This window comes from Streptomyces sp. LBL (genome assembly GCF_029893585.1).
Classification (GTDB): Bacteria; Actinomycetota; Actinomycetes; order Streptomycetales; family Streptomycetaceae; genus Streptomyces.
Window position 1 is genome coordinate 1 of sequence record NZ_JARXYX010000042.1, and the last position, 17,803, is coordinate 17,803.

At 68.7% G+C, this 17,803-nt stretch carries 9 protein-coding genes, 1 tRNA gene and 1 rRNA gene; 10 read left to right on the forward strand and 1 reads right to left on the reverse strand.

The window, feature by feature from the left end; all coding sequences use genetic code 11:
• From rrf to M2271_RS36820, 3 genes are all read left to right on the forward strand, one after another.
• Positions 1–92: ribosomal RNA gene (rrf, locus tag M2271_RS36810) — 5S ribosomal RNA — on the forward strand; the annotation flags it as partial.
• Between the two features lie 99 nt (positions 93–191).
• Positions 192–869 (forward strand): DegT/DnrJ/EryC1/StrS family aminotransferase, encoded by a 678-nt coding sequence (locus tag M2271_RS36815; RefSeq protein ID WP_280891817.1) that lies wholly within the window; start codon positions 192–194, stop codon positions 867–869.
• A gap of 96 nt (positions 870–965) precedes the next feature.
• A tRNA-Thr gene (locus M2271_RS36820) sits at positions 966–1,038 on the forward strand.
• 49 nt (positions 1,039–1,087) lie between these two features.
• On the opposite strand, the gene M2271_RS36825 is transcribed toward M2271_RS36820, so the two are convergent.
• Positions 1,088–3,841, reverse strand: a complete 2,754-nt coding sequence (locus tag M2271_RS36825; protein ID WP_280891818.1) for a SpoIIE family protein phosphatase — start codon at positions 3,839–3,841, stop codon at positions 1,088–1,090.
• A 377-nt stretch (positions 3,842–4,218) separates the two neighbouring features.
• Here M2271_RS36825 and M2271_RS36830 point away from each other — a divergent pair, with 377 nt between their 5' ends.
• From M2271_RS36830 to M2271_RS36860, 7 genes are all read left to right on the forward strand, one after another.
• Entirely contained in the window at positions 4,219–9,708 is a 5,490-nt protein-coding gene (locus tag M2271_RS36830) for a HAMP domain-containing protein (RefSeq protein ID WP_280891819.1), read from the forward strand.
• 318 nt (positions 9,709–10,026) lie between these two features.
• Entirely contained in the window at positions 10,027–10,710 is a 684-nt protein-coding gene (locus M2271_RS36835; RefSeq protein WP_280891820.1) for a response regulator, read from the forward strand.
• 261 nt (positions 10,711–10,971) lie between these two features.
• Entirely contained in the window at positions 10,972–13,719 is a 2,748-nt protein-coding gene (locus M2271_RS36840; RefSeq protein WP_280891821.1) for a DNA translocase FtsK, read from the forward strand.
• 242 nt (positions 13,720–13,961) lie between these two features.
• Positions 13,962–14,798, forward strand: coding sequence for a helix-turn-helix domain-containing protein (locus M2271_RS36845; protein ID WP_280891822.1), 837 nt, complete (start codon positions 13,962–13,964; stop codon positions 14,796–14,798).
• An 86-nt stretch (positions 14,799–14,884) separates the two neighbouring features.
• The gene (rimO, locus tag M2271_RS36850; protein WP_280891823.1) at positions 14,885–16,387 is read left to right on the forward strand and encodes a 30S ribosomal protein S12 methylthiotransferase RimO; all 1,503 of its coding nucleotides are present in this window, start codon (positions 14,885–14,887) and stop codon (positions 16,385–16,387) included.
• The gene (pgsA, locus tag M2271_RS36855; RefSeq protein WP_280891824.1) at positions 16,384–17,232 is read left to right on the forward strand and encodes a CDP-diacylglycerol--glycerol-3-phosphate 3-phosphatidyltransferase; all 849 of its coding nucleotides are present in this window, start codon (positions 16,384–16,386) and stop codon (positions 17,230–17,232) included. Before rimO ends, pgsA begins: the two co-directional genes overlap by 4 nt.
• Complete coding sequence (locus tag M2271_RS36860) at positions 17,229–17,774, forward strand: CinA family protein (protein WP_280891825.1); 546 nt, start codon at positions 17,229–17,231, stop codon at positions 17,772–17,774. Before pgsA ends, M2271_RS36860 begins: the two co-directional genes overlap by 4 nt.
• Positions 17,775–17,803 lie beyond the last annotated feature (29 nt).

Below are 17,803 nucleotides of genomic sequence, written 5' to 3' on the forward strand. Positions count from 1 at the left end.
CGCCCGGTTACATTTCGAACCCGGAAGCTAAGCCTTACAGCGCCGATGGTACTGCAGGGGGGACCCTGTGGGAGAGTAGGACGCCGCCGAACAATCATTCAAAGGGTTGGTCCCTGAACTTCGGTTCAGGGACCAACCCTTTTTTGTTCTGCGTCACTTGAAGTTCACGTTGCGCAACCAGCATCCACAGCATGGGTACTGCTGCACTACTCAGGGCCGCCGGCGTCGGAGTCGGTGACGAGGTCGTCATACCGGCCTTCGGGAACGTGGAGGTTGCCGAGGCCGTAGTGCTGGCCGGGGCGCTTCCGGTGTTCGCCGACATCGATCCGCTCACCTACTGTCTCGACGCGACCGCAGTCGAAGCGGCCGTGACTGCGCGAACGGCGGCTGTTGTCGTCGTCCACCGCTTCGGCCGGCCGGCCGATATGGCCCGACTGCTCGGGATCGGGGAGCTTCACGGGCTGCTGGTGTTGCAGGAGGGCGAGTCAGAGGCGCCGTATGACGAAGTCGCCCAGCGCAGGGAGCGGGCCGCCTATCTCGATGCGAAGTTGCGGGGTGTGCGGACGCCCGACGAAGCTGTCGGCCACACCTACCAGCAGTACGTCGTGCGGGTCCCGGGTAACGGTCGGCCGGACCGCGACGCGTTCGCCAGGGCCGTGCGGGCCCGGGGCGTCGAGTGCCGGGTGCCGGTGAAGACGCCCGTGCATCGGCTGCCGGAGTACCGGCGGTGCGTCTCGCTGCCGGAGACCGAGCGAGCCGCCGACGAGACGCTGGCGCTGCCGGTGGACGCCGCTCTGGCGAAGCGGGACATGCAGCGGATCGTGGGCGCGTGCAATGCCCTTGGAGGGCTGCTGCAGCCTGCCTTCTGAGAGGTTCGCCCGACCTGGGAGGGCAGTTGGGGACACAGGTCCCTTCGGGGTATGATCTATTCCGTTGCCGCGGGGGAAACCTCGCCAAGGCGACCGGCCCCTATAGCTCAGTCGGTAGAGCGTCTCCATGGTAAGGAGAAGGTCAACGGTTCGATTCCGTTTGGGGGCTCAGAAAAAGGCCCTCGCCCTTTCGGGCGGGGGCCTTTCGCATGCCCTCGTCAGTCCTTGTGGAGGCCTGGGACGCGCATCGCCAGAATGGCCATGTCGTCCGAGGGAGCGTCCGACGCGAAGCGTTCCACCGCGCGCATGATGCGGGCGGCGACCGCGCCCGCCGTGAGGCCTGTGCACGTCGTGAGCACGTCGGCGAGGCCGTCGTCGCCCAGCATGCGGGTGCCCTCGCGGCGTTCGGTGACGCCGTCGGTGACACAGAGAAGCACGTCGCCGGGATCGAGGGTGACCTCCTGCTCGTACAGTTCGAGGTCGTCCATCACGCCGAGGAGCGGCTGGGGTTCGGCCGCGGGTTCGACGGTGCCGTCCTGGCGGAGGCGGAGCGGGAGGGGATGGCCGGCGCAGACCACCTTCAGCTTGGCGCTGCCGTCCTCCTGGGGCCACAACTCGCCGTAGAGGAGGGTGAGGAAGCGGCTGCGGGCGCCCTCGTCGAGGATCGCGGAGTTGAGGCGCTCGAGGACCGTCGGGCCGCTGAGCCCCTCGCGGGCCAGCAACCTCAGCGCATGACGGGCCAGGCCGGTGACCGCCGCGGCGTTCGGGCCCGTACCGCAGACGTCTCCGATGGCGAAGCCGTAGACGCCGTCGCGGATGGGGAAGAGGTCGTAGAAGTCGCCGCCGACCTCGTTGCCCTCGCCGGCCGCGCGGTAGATGACCTCGACCTCCACGCCGTCGATATCGGGGAGTTCGGGAGGCAGGAGGCTGCGTTGGAGGGACTGGCTGATGGCCGTGCGCTCGGAGTAGAGGCGCGCGTTGTCGAGGGCGAGGGCGGCCCGGCGGGACAAGTCCTCGGCCAGTTCCAGGATCTCCTGGCGGAAGTGTTCGTCGGTGGGCTTGCCCAGGGTGAGCATGCCGATGACCCGGTTGCGGGCCACCAGCGGCAGGACGACGGTCTCGCCGCCCGCCGCCGAGGCTGTGGCGAGCGTGGGGCCGATGCCTGAGGCGATCTGGCGGGTCGGGCCGCCGTTGAGGCCCAGACTGCGCATGGAGCTGCGCAGGGCCGCCTGGTGGGCCGCCTCGCCGGGGGCCGACCAGACGCGGGCGCCGGGAGTGGGCACCGGGTCGGGCGGGGGGACCTTGGAGAGGAGGGACTTGATGCCGTCGATCAGTTCCTCGTCCTCGTGCAGGACGTACGAGAGGTACGGGTCGGAGGCCTGGTCGGCGATCGTGTACACGGCGCACCAGGTGGCCAGGGTCGGGACCGTCATCTGGGCCATGAGGGCAAGGGTCTGGTCGCGGTCGAGGGTGCCGGCCAGAAGGTCGGAGGCCTCGACGAGGAAACCGAGGGAGCCGCGGCGCAGGCCTTCCAGTTCTCCGAGGCGTGCGGACTCCACCGCCAGCGCGATGCGGTCGGCGGCGAACTGGAGGCGCAGCGCCTCCTCGTTCGAGTATCTGCCAGGGGCCTCCGCCGCCACGCCCAGGGAGCCTGTGAGACGTCCCTCGACCTTGAGCGGGACCGTGACGACCGAGCGCATGCCGGTGCCGTTCAGCAGCGGTACGGCGCCAGGTACGGCCGTCAGGTCGTCGTGGACAGCCGGCATGCGGGCCGAGCCGTAGCGGCCGGGGCCGGCCTCGACGGGGACGCGGGCGAAGCGCTGGCGGGCGGAGGGCAGGCCGGTGGAGGCGCGGACCTCCAACACCGTTTCGTCGTCGGTGGCCAGAAGCAGGAAGGCGGAGTCGGCGTCGAGCATGTCGCGGGCGCGTTCCACCGTGCGCTGGAGGAGGCCGTCGAGGTCGTCCGGCGCCGGGGAGCCGATGAACACCTCGAACGGGTCGGTGCTCTTGCCGTCGGAGGAGGTGGACGTGTCCGAGGCGGGTACCCGCAACGGGGTCTGCAGGACGGCCCGTTCGTGGTCTCTCACGAGGAGACAGACGGTGGAGGGTTCGCCGCCGGTGTCGCGGACGCGGAGGTGGGAGGCGTACACGGAGAGGACCCGGCCGTTGGCACCCCTGATGCCGTAACTGCCCTCCCAGCGCGAGAGTTGGAGGGCCTCGGCGATGCCGGTGCTGGTGCCCGGGGTGTGCGGCCAGGCCGCGAGGTCGGTCAGCGGCTTGCCGATGACCTGTTCGGCGGTGTAGCCGAAGAGTTCCTCGCAGTCCTCGTTCCAGGAGGTGATGGCGCCCGTGCGGTCGATCTGGACGACGGCGACGCGGACGCGGCCGTCGGCGAGGGGGAGGAGGTCGACGGGCAGGGACGGACCCGCGGCGCGGGTGCCCACGGGGCGTCCGGGGAGGTCGAGTTGGAACCAGACCTGCTTCTGGGTGGGCGTGTACTCCACGCCCCAGCGGCCGGCGAGGGCCGCGCAGAGCTGGAGGCCGCGGCCGCCCTCGCGGTCCAGGTTGCCCATGTTGACGGCTTGGCCCTGGAGGGGGACCTCGCGTTCGGGGTAGCGGTCGGCCACCTCGATCCGTGCGCCTTCGTCACTGCGTAGACACAGGACGTCCGCGGCGGTGCCCGCGTGCACCACGGCGTTGGTCACCAGTTCGCTGGTCAGGACGACGGCGTCGTCGATGATGTCGGCGAAGCCCCAGCCCTGGAGGGTGTCGCGGACGAACGAGCGGGCGCTCGCGACCGATCGCCCGACGGGTTCGAAGCTGGCGGCCGCGCGCGCGGTGATCACTGAACTCCTCGGCCTGTTGTCGACGTGCAGGGCTGCCTGGCCGACCGGCTCGTGCCGCTTGTGCGGCAGAGCACCCGTCGGCCGGGGGTCCGGGGGCTGTCCCCCAGGGATCAGTCCGGTGGTCATGTGTGCGGTCGCCCCTCCGATGCCCGCTCGTTCTCGTGCCACCGTCCAGGCCGGACGGACCGGCGGGGCTGGACAGCCGGATGCAAGGTTACTTACCTTCCCCGTCCGTGCGGATGCCGGTCTGCAGTGTTTTCGTCCGGAGGGTGTGCGGACGATGTGCGAAGCTGCCGAACTGTTATGGCCTGGTTCAGCCAGGGTGAAACACTGGGCAAGCTTCTGGTGAAGGTACCGGCAGGCTGAGTGTGGTTTGCATGCGGTGGGCAGCAGCCCAGGGTGCGGCCTTGACATAGCGGACATGAATACCCATCAGTACCTGGTACGCCGAACAGTAGTACCGGACCACAGCAGTAACGGTCGACCCTTGCGGGAGGGACACAGTGGAGTCTGGCGCAGCGACGCGGGGCACTAAGACGCGCGCGAAAGACGGACAGTCCCCGGGTAACCAGCGCAAGCCACGGGGAGGGACCACCGCGGTGGACAGCGCTGCCCTGGACCGGTTGATGGTCGCGCTCGTCGCGATGCGCGACGGGAACTTCCGAAAGCGGCTCACGGTGTCCGGGGACGGCGTGATGTCGGAGATCGCTGCGGTTTTCAACGAGGTGGCTGACCGTAATCTCCATCTGACGGGTGAGTTGTCGCGCGTGCGGCGCATGGTGGGCCGCGAGGGAAAACTCACAGAACGGCTGGAATCGGGCGCCTGTCAGGGTTCCTGGGCGAGCGCGATCGACAACTCGAACGCCCTTGTGGACGATCTCGTACGGCCTGTCTCCGAGGTCGGCCGGGTGCTGTCGGCGGTGGCGGAGGGCGATCTGTCGCCCCGAATGGAGCTGCGGACGCAGGCGCCGGACGGAGGCGGGCATCCGCTGCGCGGTGAGTTCCTGCGGGTCGGGCGGACCGTCAACAACCTGGTCGACCAACTGTCGACGTTCACCGACGAGGTCACGCGCGTGGCCAGCGAGGTGGGCACCGAGGGCAAGCTGGGCGGGCAGGCCAGGGTGCGCGGTATGTCCGGTTCATGGAAGGACCTCACCGAGTCCGTCAACACCATGGCGTACCGGTTGACGGCCCAGGTGCGCGACATCGCGTTGGTGACGACGGCGGTGGCCAAGGGTGACTTGTCCCGGAAGGTCACGGTTCATGTCGAAGGCGAGATGCTGCAGCTGAAGAACACCGTCAACACGATGGTGGACCAGCTGTCGTCCTTCTCCTCCGAGGTGACGCGAGTCGCCCGCGAAGTGGGTGTCGAGGGCGAACTGGGCGGTCAGGCGCAGGTGCCCGGTGTGGCGGGCGTGTGGAAGGACCTCACCGATTCGGTGAACCTCATGGCCGGCAATCTGACCGCTCAGGTGCGCGGGATCGCCCAGGTGACCACCGCGGTCGCCAACGGTGACCTGTCGCAGAAGGTGACGGTGTCGGCGCGCGGTGAGGTCGCGCAGCTCGCGGACACGATCAACCAGATGACCGAGACGCTGCGGATCTTCGCGGACGAGGTCACGCGCGTGGCCAACGAGGTCGGTGCCGAGGGGCAGCTCGGCGGGCAGGCGAACGTGCCGGGCGCGGCGGGGACGTGGAAGGACCTCACCGATTCGGTGAACACGGTCTTCCGGAACCTCACCACGCAGGTGCGGGACATCGCCGCCGTGACGACGGCCGTGGCCAACGGTGACCTGTCGCAGAAGGTCACCGTGGACGTGGCCGGCGAGATGCTGGAGCTGAAGAACACCGTCAACGGGATGGTGGACCAGCTCTCCGCGTTCGGTGCCGAGGTCACGCGGGTGGCGCGCGAGGTCGGCGTCGAGGGTGAGCTGGGCGGTCAGGCGCAGGTGCCGGGGGCCGCCGGGACGTGGAAGGATCTCACCGACTCCGTCAACACCGCGTTCCGGAATCTCACCGGACAGGTGAGGAACATCGCGCAGGTCACGACGGCGGTCGCCAACGGTGACCTGTCGCAGAAGGTCACCGTGGACGTCTCCGGCGAGATGCTCCAGCTGAAGAACACCGTGAACACGATGGTGGACCAGCTCTCGGCCTTCGCCGACCAGGTGACGCGGATGGCGCGGGACGTGGGCACCGAGGGGCGCCTCGGCGGTCAGGCCGTGGTGCCGGGTGTGTCCGGTACGTGGAAGGAGCTCACCGACTCCGTCAACTTCATGGGCGGCAACCTCACCTCGCAGGTGAGGCAGATCGCCCAGGTGACGACCGCGGTGGCCCGGGGTGACCTGTCCCAGAAGATCGACGTGGACGCGCGCGGCGAGATCCTGGAGCTGAAGAACACCATCAACACGATGGTCGACCAGCTGTCCGCCTTCGCCGACCAGGTGACCCGGGTCGCCCGCGAGGTGGGCACGGCCGGGCAGCTCGGCGGTCAGGCGCAGGTGCCCGGTGTTGCCGGTGTGTGGCGGGACCTGACCGACTCCGTGAACGGCATGGCGTCCAACCTGACCGGCCAGGTGCGCAACATCGCCCAGGTGGCGACCGCGGTGGCCCGGGGTGACCTGTCCCAGAAGATCACCGTGGACGCGCGCGGCGAGATCCTGGAGCTGAAGAACACCCTGAACACGATGGTGGACCAGCTGTCGTCGTTCGCCGAAGAGGTCACGCGGGTGGCCCGTGAGGTGGGTACGGAGGGCATCCTCGGCGGCCAGGCCGAGGTGCAGGGTGTCTCCGGCACCTGGAAGGACCTCACGCAGTCCGTGAACTTCATGGCGAACAACCTGACGATCCAGGTCCGCAACATCGCCGAGGTCACGACCGCGGTCGCCAAGGGTGACCTGTCGAAGAAGATCACCGTCGACGCGAAGGGCGAGATCCTCGAACTCGTCACCACGGTGAACACGATGGTGGATCAGCTGTCGTCGTTCGCCGAGCAGGTGACCCGGGTGGCCCGCGAGGTGGGGACCGAGGGCATCCTGGGCGGCCAGGCGCACGCGTCGGGTGTCACGGGCATCTGGAAGGACCTCACCGACAACGTCAACCTGATGGCCAACAACCTGACCGTGCAGGTGCGCAACATCTCCCAGGTCGCGGCCGCGGTCGCCAACGGTGATCTGACGCGGACGGTGACGATCGAGGCGCGCGGCGAGGTCGCGCAGCTCGCCGACACCTTCAACACCATGGTGAAGACGCTGAGTTCGTTCGCCGACCAGGTCACCAAGGTGGCCCGCGAGGTGGGCACGGACGGTATTCTGGGCGGTCAGGCGCGGGTGCCGGGTGTGGCCGGTACCTGGAAGGACCTCACCGAGTCGGTGAACCAGATGGCGTCCAACCTGACCGGTCAGGTGCGCAACATCGCCATGGTGACCACGGCCATCGCCAAGGGCGACCTGACGAAGAAGATCGACATCGACGCGCGAGGCGAGATCCTCGAGCTGAAGACGACGATCAACACGATGGTGGATCAGCTGTCGTCGTTCGCCGAGGAGGTCACCCGAGTCGCCCGCGAGGTGGGTACGGAAGGCCAGCTGGGCGGTCAGGCACGCGTGCGGGACGTCGACGGGACCTGGCGCGACCTGACCGAGTCGGTGAACGAGATGGCCGGGAACCTGACCCGACAGGTGCGGGCCATCGCACGCGTGGCGACCGCGGTGACCCGTGGCGACCTGAACCTGAAGATCGACGTGGACGCGTCCGGGGAGATCCAGGAGCTCCAGGACTACATCAACAAGATGATCGCCAACCTGCGCGACACCACGATCGCCAACAAGGAGCAGGACTGGCTCAAGGGCAACCTCGCCCGCATCTCCGCGCTGATGCAGGGCCGACGCGATCTGGCGGACGTGGCCTCGCTGATCATGAGCGAGCTGACACCGGTGGTGACCGCGCAGCACGGCGCGTTCTTCGTCGCCATGCCGCTCCTGGACGGCAAGGACATGAACGCCGAGAACGAGGAGGCGTACGAGCTGCGCATGCTCGGGTCGTACGGCTACTCGATGGGCTCCATGCCGACGTCGTTCCGGCCCGGTGAGGCGCTCATCGGGACGGCGGCCCAGGAGAAGCGCACGATCGTCGTGGAGAACGCGCCCAGCGGCTATCTCAAGATCTCCTCCGGGCTCGGAGAGGCGCCGCCCGCGCAAGTGATCGTCCTCCCGGTGCTGTTCGAGGGCACGGTGCTCGGCGTCATCGAGCTGGCCTCCTTCACGCCTTTCACGCACATCCAGAAGGACTTCCTCAACCAGATCGCCGAGATGATCGCGACCAGCGTCAACACCATCTCGGTCAACACGAAGACCGAGGTGCTGCTGAAGCAGTCGCAGGAGCTGACCGAGCAACTCAGGGAACGGTCGGCCGAGTTGGAGAACCGGCAGAAGGCCCTCCAGGCGTCCAACGCCGAACTGGAGGAGAAGGCCGAGCTGCTGGCCCGGCAGAACCGCGACATCGAGGTGAAGAACACCGAGATCGAGGAGGCGCGGCAGGTTCTGGAGGAGCGTGCCGAGCAGCTCGCGGTGTCGATGCGCTACAAGAGCGAGTTCCTCGCCAACATGTCGCACGAGCTGCGGACGCCGCTCAACTCGTTGCTGATCCTGGCCAAGTTGCTCGCCGACAACGCCGAGGGGAACCTCTCCCCGAAGCAGGTCGAGTTCGCCGAGACGATCCATGGTGCAGGATCCGACCTGCTCCAGCTGATCAACGACATCCTCGACCTGTCGAAGGTCGAGGCGGGCAAGATGGACGTCTCCCCGACGCGTATCGCGCTGGTGCAGCTCGTCGACTACGTGGAGGCCACCTTCCGCCCGCTGACCGCCGAGAAGGGCCTCGACCTCTCCGTGCGGGTCTCGCCGGAGTTGCCCGCCACGCTGCACACCGACGAACAGCGGCTGCTGCAGGTGCTGCGCAACCTGCTGTCCAACGCGGTGAAGTTCACCGACTCCGGCGCCGTCGAGCTGGTCATCCGGCCGGCCGGCCGGGATGTGCCGAACGGAATCCGCGAGCAGCTCCTGGAGACCGGTTCGCTGCGCGACCCGGGCGCGGACCTGATCGCGTTCTCGGTGACCGACACCGGTATCGGGATCGCGGCCAGCAAGATGCGGGTGATCTTCGAGGCGTTCAAGCAGGCCGACGGTACGACCAGTCGCAAGTACGGCGGCACCGGACTGGGGCTGTCGATCTCGCGGGAGATCGCGCAGCTGCTCGGCGGTGAGATCTACGCCCAGAGCGAGCCGGGGCGCGGATCGACGTTCACGCTGTATTTGCCGCTGCACCCGAGCGAACTGCCGCCGCAGGGCTACCAGCAGCTCGCGCCGCCGCTGGAGATGGGCGAGCTGATGGCGTCCGGCTCGGGGCTGCCCGAGTCGTCCGAGCTGTCCGACGTGGAGATCGAGACGCCGGCCGAGGTGAAGTCGTACCGGGAGACGCAGAACGGTCCCGCCGCGCTCTTCCGGCGCCGCCGCAGGCCCGTGCAGGAGATCGAACAGCGGCACGCTCAGCAGGAGGGCTGGCCGACGGTCACGGAGCAGGAGATCGCCACAAAGCAGCCGCGCCGCGGTATCCGGTTCGGCGGGGAGAAAGTGCTGATCGTCGACGACGACATCCGCAACGTCTTCGCGCTGACCAGCGTCCTGGAGCAGCACGGACTGTCCGTGCTGTACGCCGAGAACGGCCGCGAGGGCATCGAGGTGCTGGAGCAGCACGACGACGTGGCGGTCGTCCTGATGGACATCATGATGCCCGAGATGGACGGATACGCGACGACCACGGCGATCCGCAGGATGCCGCAGTTCGCCGGGTTGCCGATCATCGCGCTGACCGCGAAGGCGATGAAGGGCGACCGGGAGAAGGCGATCGAGTCGGGTGCCTCCGACTACGTCACCAAGCCGGTCGACCCCGATCACCTGCTGGCTGTGATGGAGCAGTGGATGCGTGGGGAGTGACGGGAACGGTCGGGCTTTGTTCGGGCTTCGTGACCATGCGGCGGGAACGTTCGGGAGGCGGCCGGAGTTGCTGATTCAGGGTGGTCGAAGTCGTGTAGAAGTACGGGATCCGGGGAACCTTCTGGTCTTCCGCTGCGTTTCTGCTGCGTGCACAGTGACATCGCGGTGACAGGGTGTGGCGACAGGCGGGGTGCGGCTACGATGACCGGCACAAGGACGGGCGGCGCAAGGGAGTCGTCCCCGGGGGAGGCGCCGGTCGGTGCCACCCCGAGTCCTGCGGACAGGGGAGGCCCCACGCCGGGGCGAGGAGGGCGGGCCATGGTGCAGAAGGCCAAGATCCTCCTGGTCGATGACCGGCCGGAGAATCTGCTGGCGCTGGAGGCCATCCTCTCTGCGCTCGATCAGACGCTGGTGCGGGCATCGTCCGGGGAGGAAGCGCTCAAAGCACTGCTCACGGACGACTTCGCGGTCATTCTGCTGGACGTCCAGATGCCGGGCATGGACGGATTCGAAACGGCCGCGCACATCAAGCGGCGGGAGAGGACCCGGGACATCCCGATCATCTTCCTCACCGCGATCAACCACGGACCGCACCACACCTTCCGCGGGTACGCGGCGGGCGCGGTCGATTACATCTCCAAGCCGTTCGACCCCTGGGTGCTGCGCGCCAAGGTCTCCGTCTTCGTCGAGCTGTACATGAAGAACTGCCAACTGCGGGAGCAGGCGGCGTTGCTGCGGCTCCAGCTGGAGGGCGGTGGCGGCAAGGTCTCGGTCGGTGAGGCCAAGGAGCCGGCGGGACTGCTCGCCGAGCTCTCCGCGCGGCTCGCGGCGGTCGAGGAGCAGGCCGAGGCGCTGTCCAAGCAACTCGACGACGAGTCGGCGGACGCGGCGGCGGTTGCCACGGCGGCTCATCTCGAACGCAAACTCACGGGGTTGCGGCGGGCGCTGGACGCGTTGGAGCCGGGGACCGGGAGCGCGAATTCGGTGTCCTCGCAGAACTGAGGTCCGGCTGGGGTGTGTTGTGTGGGCCGCCCGGTGCCTCGGTGGGCGGTGGGCCGCGCAGCCCGGCGTCGGCGGGGTTCGGCCCGCGCCCCCTCCCCAGCGGTACGACTGCCCGCAGTCATGACGGCATCGCATGAGACGTCGTCAGCTTCGCGCCCGTGTAACGACGTCGTCAGCTTTGTGCCCTCATAACGGCGACACGAACGGGTGAAGCAACCGGCACGCGTGTCCCCTGTCGTCTCCACCGGTAACCTCACACCTATGGCCCCACCTCCTTCCGCAGCCAAGAAGCCCGCCAAGAAGGCGGCCGCTCCGGCGAAGGCTGCGGCGAAGAAGGCCGCTGCGAAAAGGGCATCCGCGAAGAAGGCGCCCGCCCGGAAGGCCGCCGCGAGGAAAGCCGTGCCGCCGAAGCCGGCGCCCAGCCCGACCGGAGGCGTCTACCGGCTCGTCCGCGCCGTCTGGCTGGGCCTCGCGCACGCCGTCGGCGCGGTGTTCCGCGGGATAGGACAGGGCGCGAAGAACCTCGACCCTGCTCACCGCAAGGACGGCGTCGCGTTGTTGCTGCTCGCCCTCGCCCTGATCGTCGCCGCCGGCACGTGGTCGAACCTGCGAGGCCCCGTCGGGGACCTCGTCGAGATGCTGGTGACCGGCGCCTTCGGCCGGCTCGACCTGCTGGTGCCGATACTGCTCGCGGTGATCGCCGTACGGTTCATCCGCCACCCGGAGCAGCCCGAGGCCAACGGGCGGATCGTGATCGGTCTGTCGGCGCTCGTCATCGGCGTGCTCGGCCAGGTCCACATCGCCTGCGGCTCGCCCGCCCGAAGCGACGGCATGCAGGCGATAAGGGACGCGGGCGGCCTCATCGGCTGGGGCGCGGCCACCCCGCTGACGTACACCATGGGCGAGGTCCTCGCCGTACCGCTGCTCGTGCTGCTCACGGTGTTCGGATTGCTCGTCGTCACGGCGACCCCGGTCAACGCCATCCCGCAGCGGCTGCGGCTGCTCGGCGTGAAGTTGGGCATCGTCCACGAGCCCGTCCAGGAGGAGTTCACCGAGGACGACGAGCGGTACGACGACCAGTGGCGCGAGGCGGTGCCCGGCCGCACCCGCAGGCGCGCTCCCGCCCCGACGGCGTACGACCCCGACAGTGCGGAGCAGGAGGCGCTCTCCACCCGGCGGGGCCGCCCCCGCCGCTCCGCCGTGCCGCAGCCCGACATGAACCGCCCCCTGGACGCCGTGGATGTCGCCGCGGCCGCCGCTGCCGCACTCGACGGTGCCGTCCTGCACGGCATGCCGCCCTCGCCGATCGTCGCCGACCTCACCCAGGGGGTGAGTGTGGGCGACCGCGAGGAGACGACGCCGACGCCGACCCCCGTGCCGGGGCCGGCCGCGCGGCCCGAGCAGGAGAAGCTCGATGCACCGCGGAAGGGGGAGAGGCACGACACGCCGCGGAAGGGCGAGGTCCGGGACCTCACCAAGTCGCCGCCCAGCGAGCCGCGCGAGCTGCCGTCGCGCGCCGAGCAGCTCCAGTTGTCCGGCGACATCACGTACTCGCTGCCCTCGCTCGACCTCCTCATGCGCGGGGGCCCCGGCAAGGCGCGCAGTGCCGCCAACGACGCCGTGGTCGCCTCGCTCACGAACGTCTTCACCGAGTTCAAGGTCGACGCCGCCGTCACCGGCTTCACCCGCGGGCCGACGGTCACGCGCTACGAGGTGGAGCTCGGCCCCGCCGTGAAGGTCGAGCGGATCACCGCCCTGGCCAAGAACATCGCGTACGCCGTCGCCAGTCCGGACGTGCGGATCATCAGCCCGATCCCCGGGAAGTCGGCCGTCGGCATCGAGATCCCGAACACCGACCGGGAGATGGTCAACCTCGGTGACGTGCTGCGGCTGGCCGAGTCGGCGGAGGACGACGACCCGATGCTGGTCGCCTTCGGCAAGGACGTCGAGGGCGGCTACGTCATGCACTCGCTGGCGAAGATGCCGCACGTGCTGGTCGCCGGCGCGACCGGCTCCGGCAAGTCGTCCTGCGTCAACTGTCTGATCACGTCGGTCATGATGCGGGCGACACCGGAGGACGTCCGGATGATCCTGGTCGACCCCAAGCGGGTCGAGCTGACCATCTACGAGGGCATCCCGCACCTGATCACGCCGATCATCACCAACCCCAAGCGGGCCGCCGAGGCGCTCCAGTGGGTCGTACGGGAGATGGACCTTCGCTACGACGACCTGGCGGCCTACGGCTACCGGCACATCGACGACTTCAACCGCGCCGTGCGGGAGGGGACCGTCAAGAAGCCCGAAGGCAGCGAGCGCGAGCTCCACCCCTACCCGTATCTGCTGGTGATCGTCGACGAGCTCGCCGACCTGATGATGGTCGCCCCGCGTGACGTCGAGGACTCGATCGTGCGGATCACGCAGCTCGCGCGCGCGGCCGGCATCCATCTGGTGCTCGCCACGCAGCGGCCCTCGGTCGACGTCGTCACCGGTCTCATCAAGGCGAACGTGCCCTCGCGGCTCGCCTTCGCCACCTCCTCGCTCGCCGACTCGCGGGTCATCCTCGACCAGCCAGGCGCCGAGAAGCTGATCGGCAAGGGCGACGGGCTGTTCCTGCCGATGGGGGCCAACAAGCCGACCCGTATGCAGGGCGCCTTCGTGACCGAGGACGAGGTCGCGGCGGTCGTCCAGCACTGCAAGGACCAGATGGCGCCGGTCTTCCGGGACGACGTCACCGTGGCCACCAAGCAGAAGAAGGAGGTCGACGAGGAGATCGGCGACGACCTCGACCTGCTGTGCCAGGCGGCCGAGCTGGTGGTCTCGACGCAGTTCGGGTCGACATCCATGCTGCAGCGCAAGCTGCGGGTCGGCTTCGCGAAGGCCGGGCGGCTCATGGACCTGATGGAGTCCCGGGGGATCGTCGGACCGAGCGAAGGTTCAAAGGCTCGTGATGTTCTTGTGAAGCCTGATGAGCTGGACGGCGTGCTCGCGGTGATCCGCGGGGAGGCTTAGAGGGAGCCCGAGTGGGTGGCCGATCGTGACTCACCTGTAAGGGATCATTGAGCAACCGTTTCCCTTCGGCGTACGTCAAGTTGAGGGAAGCGAGAAGCTGCTGCCTCGCCATCGGCGTGTTCGGCCCCACCGCGGCCATACCGATGGCGTACAAAGTCCACCGCCCGGTTGCCTCACTCTTTCGTACCCCCCATAGACTGAACCTCCAGCACAGGCGGCTAAAACGCTCGAAAGGCGCCCCCGTGTCCCTCGGCAAATCCCCTGAAGACGAGCGTCCGTTCGAAGACGACCGTGAGGAAGCCCGCCTCTCCATCGGTCGTGTCCTCCAGCAGGCACGTATCACGGCCGGGATGACCGTCGACGACGTCAGTTCCGCCACCAGGGTCCGCCTGCCCATCGTGCACGCCATCGAGGCGGACGACTTCGGTCCGTGCGGCGGAGACGTGTACGCGCGCGGGCACATCCGTACTCTGGCCAGGGCCGTCCACCTCGATCCGGCCCCGCTGCTCGCCCAGTACGACGCCGATCACGGCGGTCGTCCGGCTCCTACACCGGTCGCACCGCTGTTCGAGGCCGAGCGCATCCGCCCGGAGCGGCGCGGGCCCAACTGGACCGCGGCCATGGTCGCCGCGATCGTCGCCGTGGTCGGTTTCGTCGGGTTCACCGCCTTCAAGGGCGGTAACGACGATTCAGGCTCAAACACGCAGGTCGCCGAGGGCATCAAGCCCTCGACCAGTACGACGGCCTCGCCCACCACGAAGAAGGACAAGCCCGAGGACCCGAAGCCGTCGGACAGCGCCATCGCGGCCGCGCCCCAGGACAAGGTGACCGTCCAGGTCAGCGCCGCCGACGGAAAGAGCTGGATCTCGGCCAAGGACCACAACGGCCGGCTCCTGTTCGACGGTCTGCTCAAGCAGGGTGAGTCCGAGACCTTCCAGGACAGCGAGAAGGTCAACCTCGTCCTCGGCGACGCGGGCGCGATCCAGCTGTATGTGAACGGCAAGAAGATCGAGAACGACTTCAAGCCGGGGGCCGTGGAGCGGCTCACGTATACCAAGGGCGACCCTCAGGTCGGCTGAGCACGCTGAGGTGAAGAAGGGGGCCGGCCAAGATCGCCAGCCCCCTTCGACATGGGGTGTCAGTGGGACGAAGTAGTCTTGAGCCCATGCCTGAACGCCGTACCGTCGCACTCGTCACTCTTGGCTGCGCCCGTAACGAGGTGGACTCGGAGGAGCTCGCAGGCCGCTTGGAGGCGGACGGCTGGGACCTCGTGGAGGACGCCGCGGACGCGGACGTCGCCGTCGTCAACACGTGCGGCTTCGTCGACGCCGCCAAGAAGGACTCCGTCGACGCCCTCCTGGAGGCCAACGACCTCAAGGGGCACAACAGAACCCAGGCCGTCGTGGCGGTGGGCTGCATGGCCGAGCGGTACGGCAAGGATCTCGCCGAGGCCCTCCCGGAGGCCGACGGCGTGCTCGGCTTCGACGACTACGCCGACATCTCCGACCGCCTCCAGACCATCCTGAACGGCGGCATCCACGCCTCGCACACCCCGCGCGACCGGCGCAAGCTGCTGCCGATCAGCCCTGCAGGACGGCAGGATTCGGCGGCGTCCGTCGCGCTGCCCGGGCACGGGCCGGTCGCCGAGGAGACGGCCGTGGCCGCTCCCGTCGACCTTCCGGAGGGGCTCGCTCCGGCCTCCGGCCCCCGCGCGCCGCTGCGCCGCCGTCTGGGCGGCGCCCCCGTCGCCTCGGTGAAGCTCGCCTCCGGCTGCGACCGCCGCTGCACCTTCTGCGCCATCCCGTCCTTCCGCGGCTCCTTCATCTCGCGCCGGCCCAGCGATGTGCTGAACGAGACGCGGTGGCTGGCCGAACAGGGCGTGAAGGAGATCATGCTGGTCTCCGAGAACAACACGTCGTACGGCAAGGACCTGGGTGACATCCGCCTGCTGGAGTCCCTGCTGCCCGAGCTCGCCGAGGTCGACGGCATCGAGCGGGTTCGGGTCAGCTACCTCCAGCCGGCCGAGATGCGTCCCGGACTGATCGATGTGCTGACCTCGACCCCGAACGTCGCCCCCTACTTCGACCTGTCCTTCCAGCACTCCGCGCCCGACGTGCTGCGCGCGATGCGGCGCTTCGGCGACACCGACCGCTTCCTGGAGCTGCTCGACACCATCCGGAGCAAGGCCCCCCAGGCGGGTGTGCGTTCCAACTTCATCGTGGGCTTCCCCGGCGAGACCGAGGCCGACCTGGCCGAGCTGGAGCGCTTCCTGAACGGCGCGAGGCTGGACGCCATCGGCGTCTTCGGGTACTCCGACGAGGACGGCACGGAAGCGGCGACATACGAGAACAAGCTGGACGAGGACGTCGTCGCCGAGCGTCTCGCGCGGGTCTCCCGGCTCGCCGAGGAACTCGTCTCGCAGCGGGCCGAGGAGCGCGTGGGCGAGACCGTGGACGTACTCGTGGAGTCGGTGGACTCCGTCGAGGGTGTGTACGGCCGTGGGGCGCATCAGGCACCCGAGACCGACGGCCACGTGCTGCTCACGAGCAGCGAAGGACTGAGCGTCGGTCGTATGGTCGAGGCGAAGGTGGTCGGTACGGAAGGTGTCGACCTGGTGGCCGAGCCGCTCGCCGGTTCGCTCACGGGTAGTGAGGAGGCGGGCAGATGACGGGAGTACCGGCGTCCGCTGCGGGTGGCTCCTCCGCCGCGAAGGGCGCGGCCACGGGTGCGGCGGCTTCGGGTACCCCGTCCGTGTCCGGTGGCGGTTCCGGTGCTGTCGGCTCCGCGGGTGTCTCGGGTGGTTCCGGTCCTTCTGCTTCGGGTGGTGGCGGGGTCCCTGGTGCTTCGGGTGGTGCCGGGGCATCTGTTGCTGAGTCCGACTCCAAGTCCGTGCGCGGTGGGAAGATCACGGCCGCGGCTGTCAACCAGGCCAGCGTCTGGAACATCGCCAATCTGCTGACCATGCTCCGGCTGCTCCTCGTGCCCGGCTTCGTCGCGCTGATGCTGGCGGAGGGCGGATACGACCCGGCGTGGCGCTCGCTCGCCTGGGCGGCCTTCGCTGTAGCCATGATCACTGACCTGTTCGACGGGCATCTGGCGCGGACGTACGACCTGGTCACCGACTTCGGAAAGATCGCCGACCCCATCGCCGACAAGGCGATCATGGGGGCGGCGCTGATCTGTCTGTCGGCGCTGGGCGACCTGCCGTGGTGGGTGACCCTCGTCATCCTGGGCAGGGAACTCGGGATCACGCTGTTGCGTTTCCTGGTCATCCGGTACGGCGTCATCCCGGCGAGCCGGGGTGGCAAGCTGAAGACCCTCACCCAGGGCGTGGCCGTCGGGATGTACGTTCTGGCGCTGACTGGCTGGCTGGCCACCCTGAGGTTCTGGGTGATGGCGGCAGCCGTCGTTCTGACCGTGGTGACCGGGCTCGACTATGTGAGACAGGCCATTGTGCTCCGTCGGCAGGGAATCGCCGAGCGCAAGGCGGCGTTGGAGGGGACGGAAGCGTGAGTTCCCCGGCCACCGAAGTGGTACGACTACTGACGGTGAAAGGTCAGACGCTCGCCGTCGCCGAGTCGCTCACGGGCGGGCTCGTCGCGGCGGACATCACAGCCGCCCCTGGGGCGTCCCAGGCCTTTCGAGGTTCGGTGACCGCCTATGCCACCGAGCTCAAGCATCAACTGCTGGGTGTCGACGCCACTCTGCTGGCGGAGCGCGGAGCGGTGGATCCGCAGGTCGCGGCGCAGATGGCGGCGGGAGTGCGCAAGGCACTCGGCGCCGACTGGGGCATCGCGACCACCGGGGTCGCCGGCCCGGAACCGCAGGACGGCAAGCCTGTCGGGACGGTTTTCGTGGCCGTCGACGGCCCCTGTGCGCCGGATTCCGAAGCGTCCGGTGGCGGGAAAGTGACCGCGCTGCGGTTGAACGGCGACCGGGCGGAAATTCGTAAGGAGAGTGTACGGAGCGTACTCGCACTGCTCCTGGAGGGGCTTGCGGGCGAACAGACTGAGAATGAGCGGACACAGGATACGGAACGGAACGGGGGGTTTTGATGTTTGCAGCCCTGAGTGAACACGACATC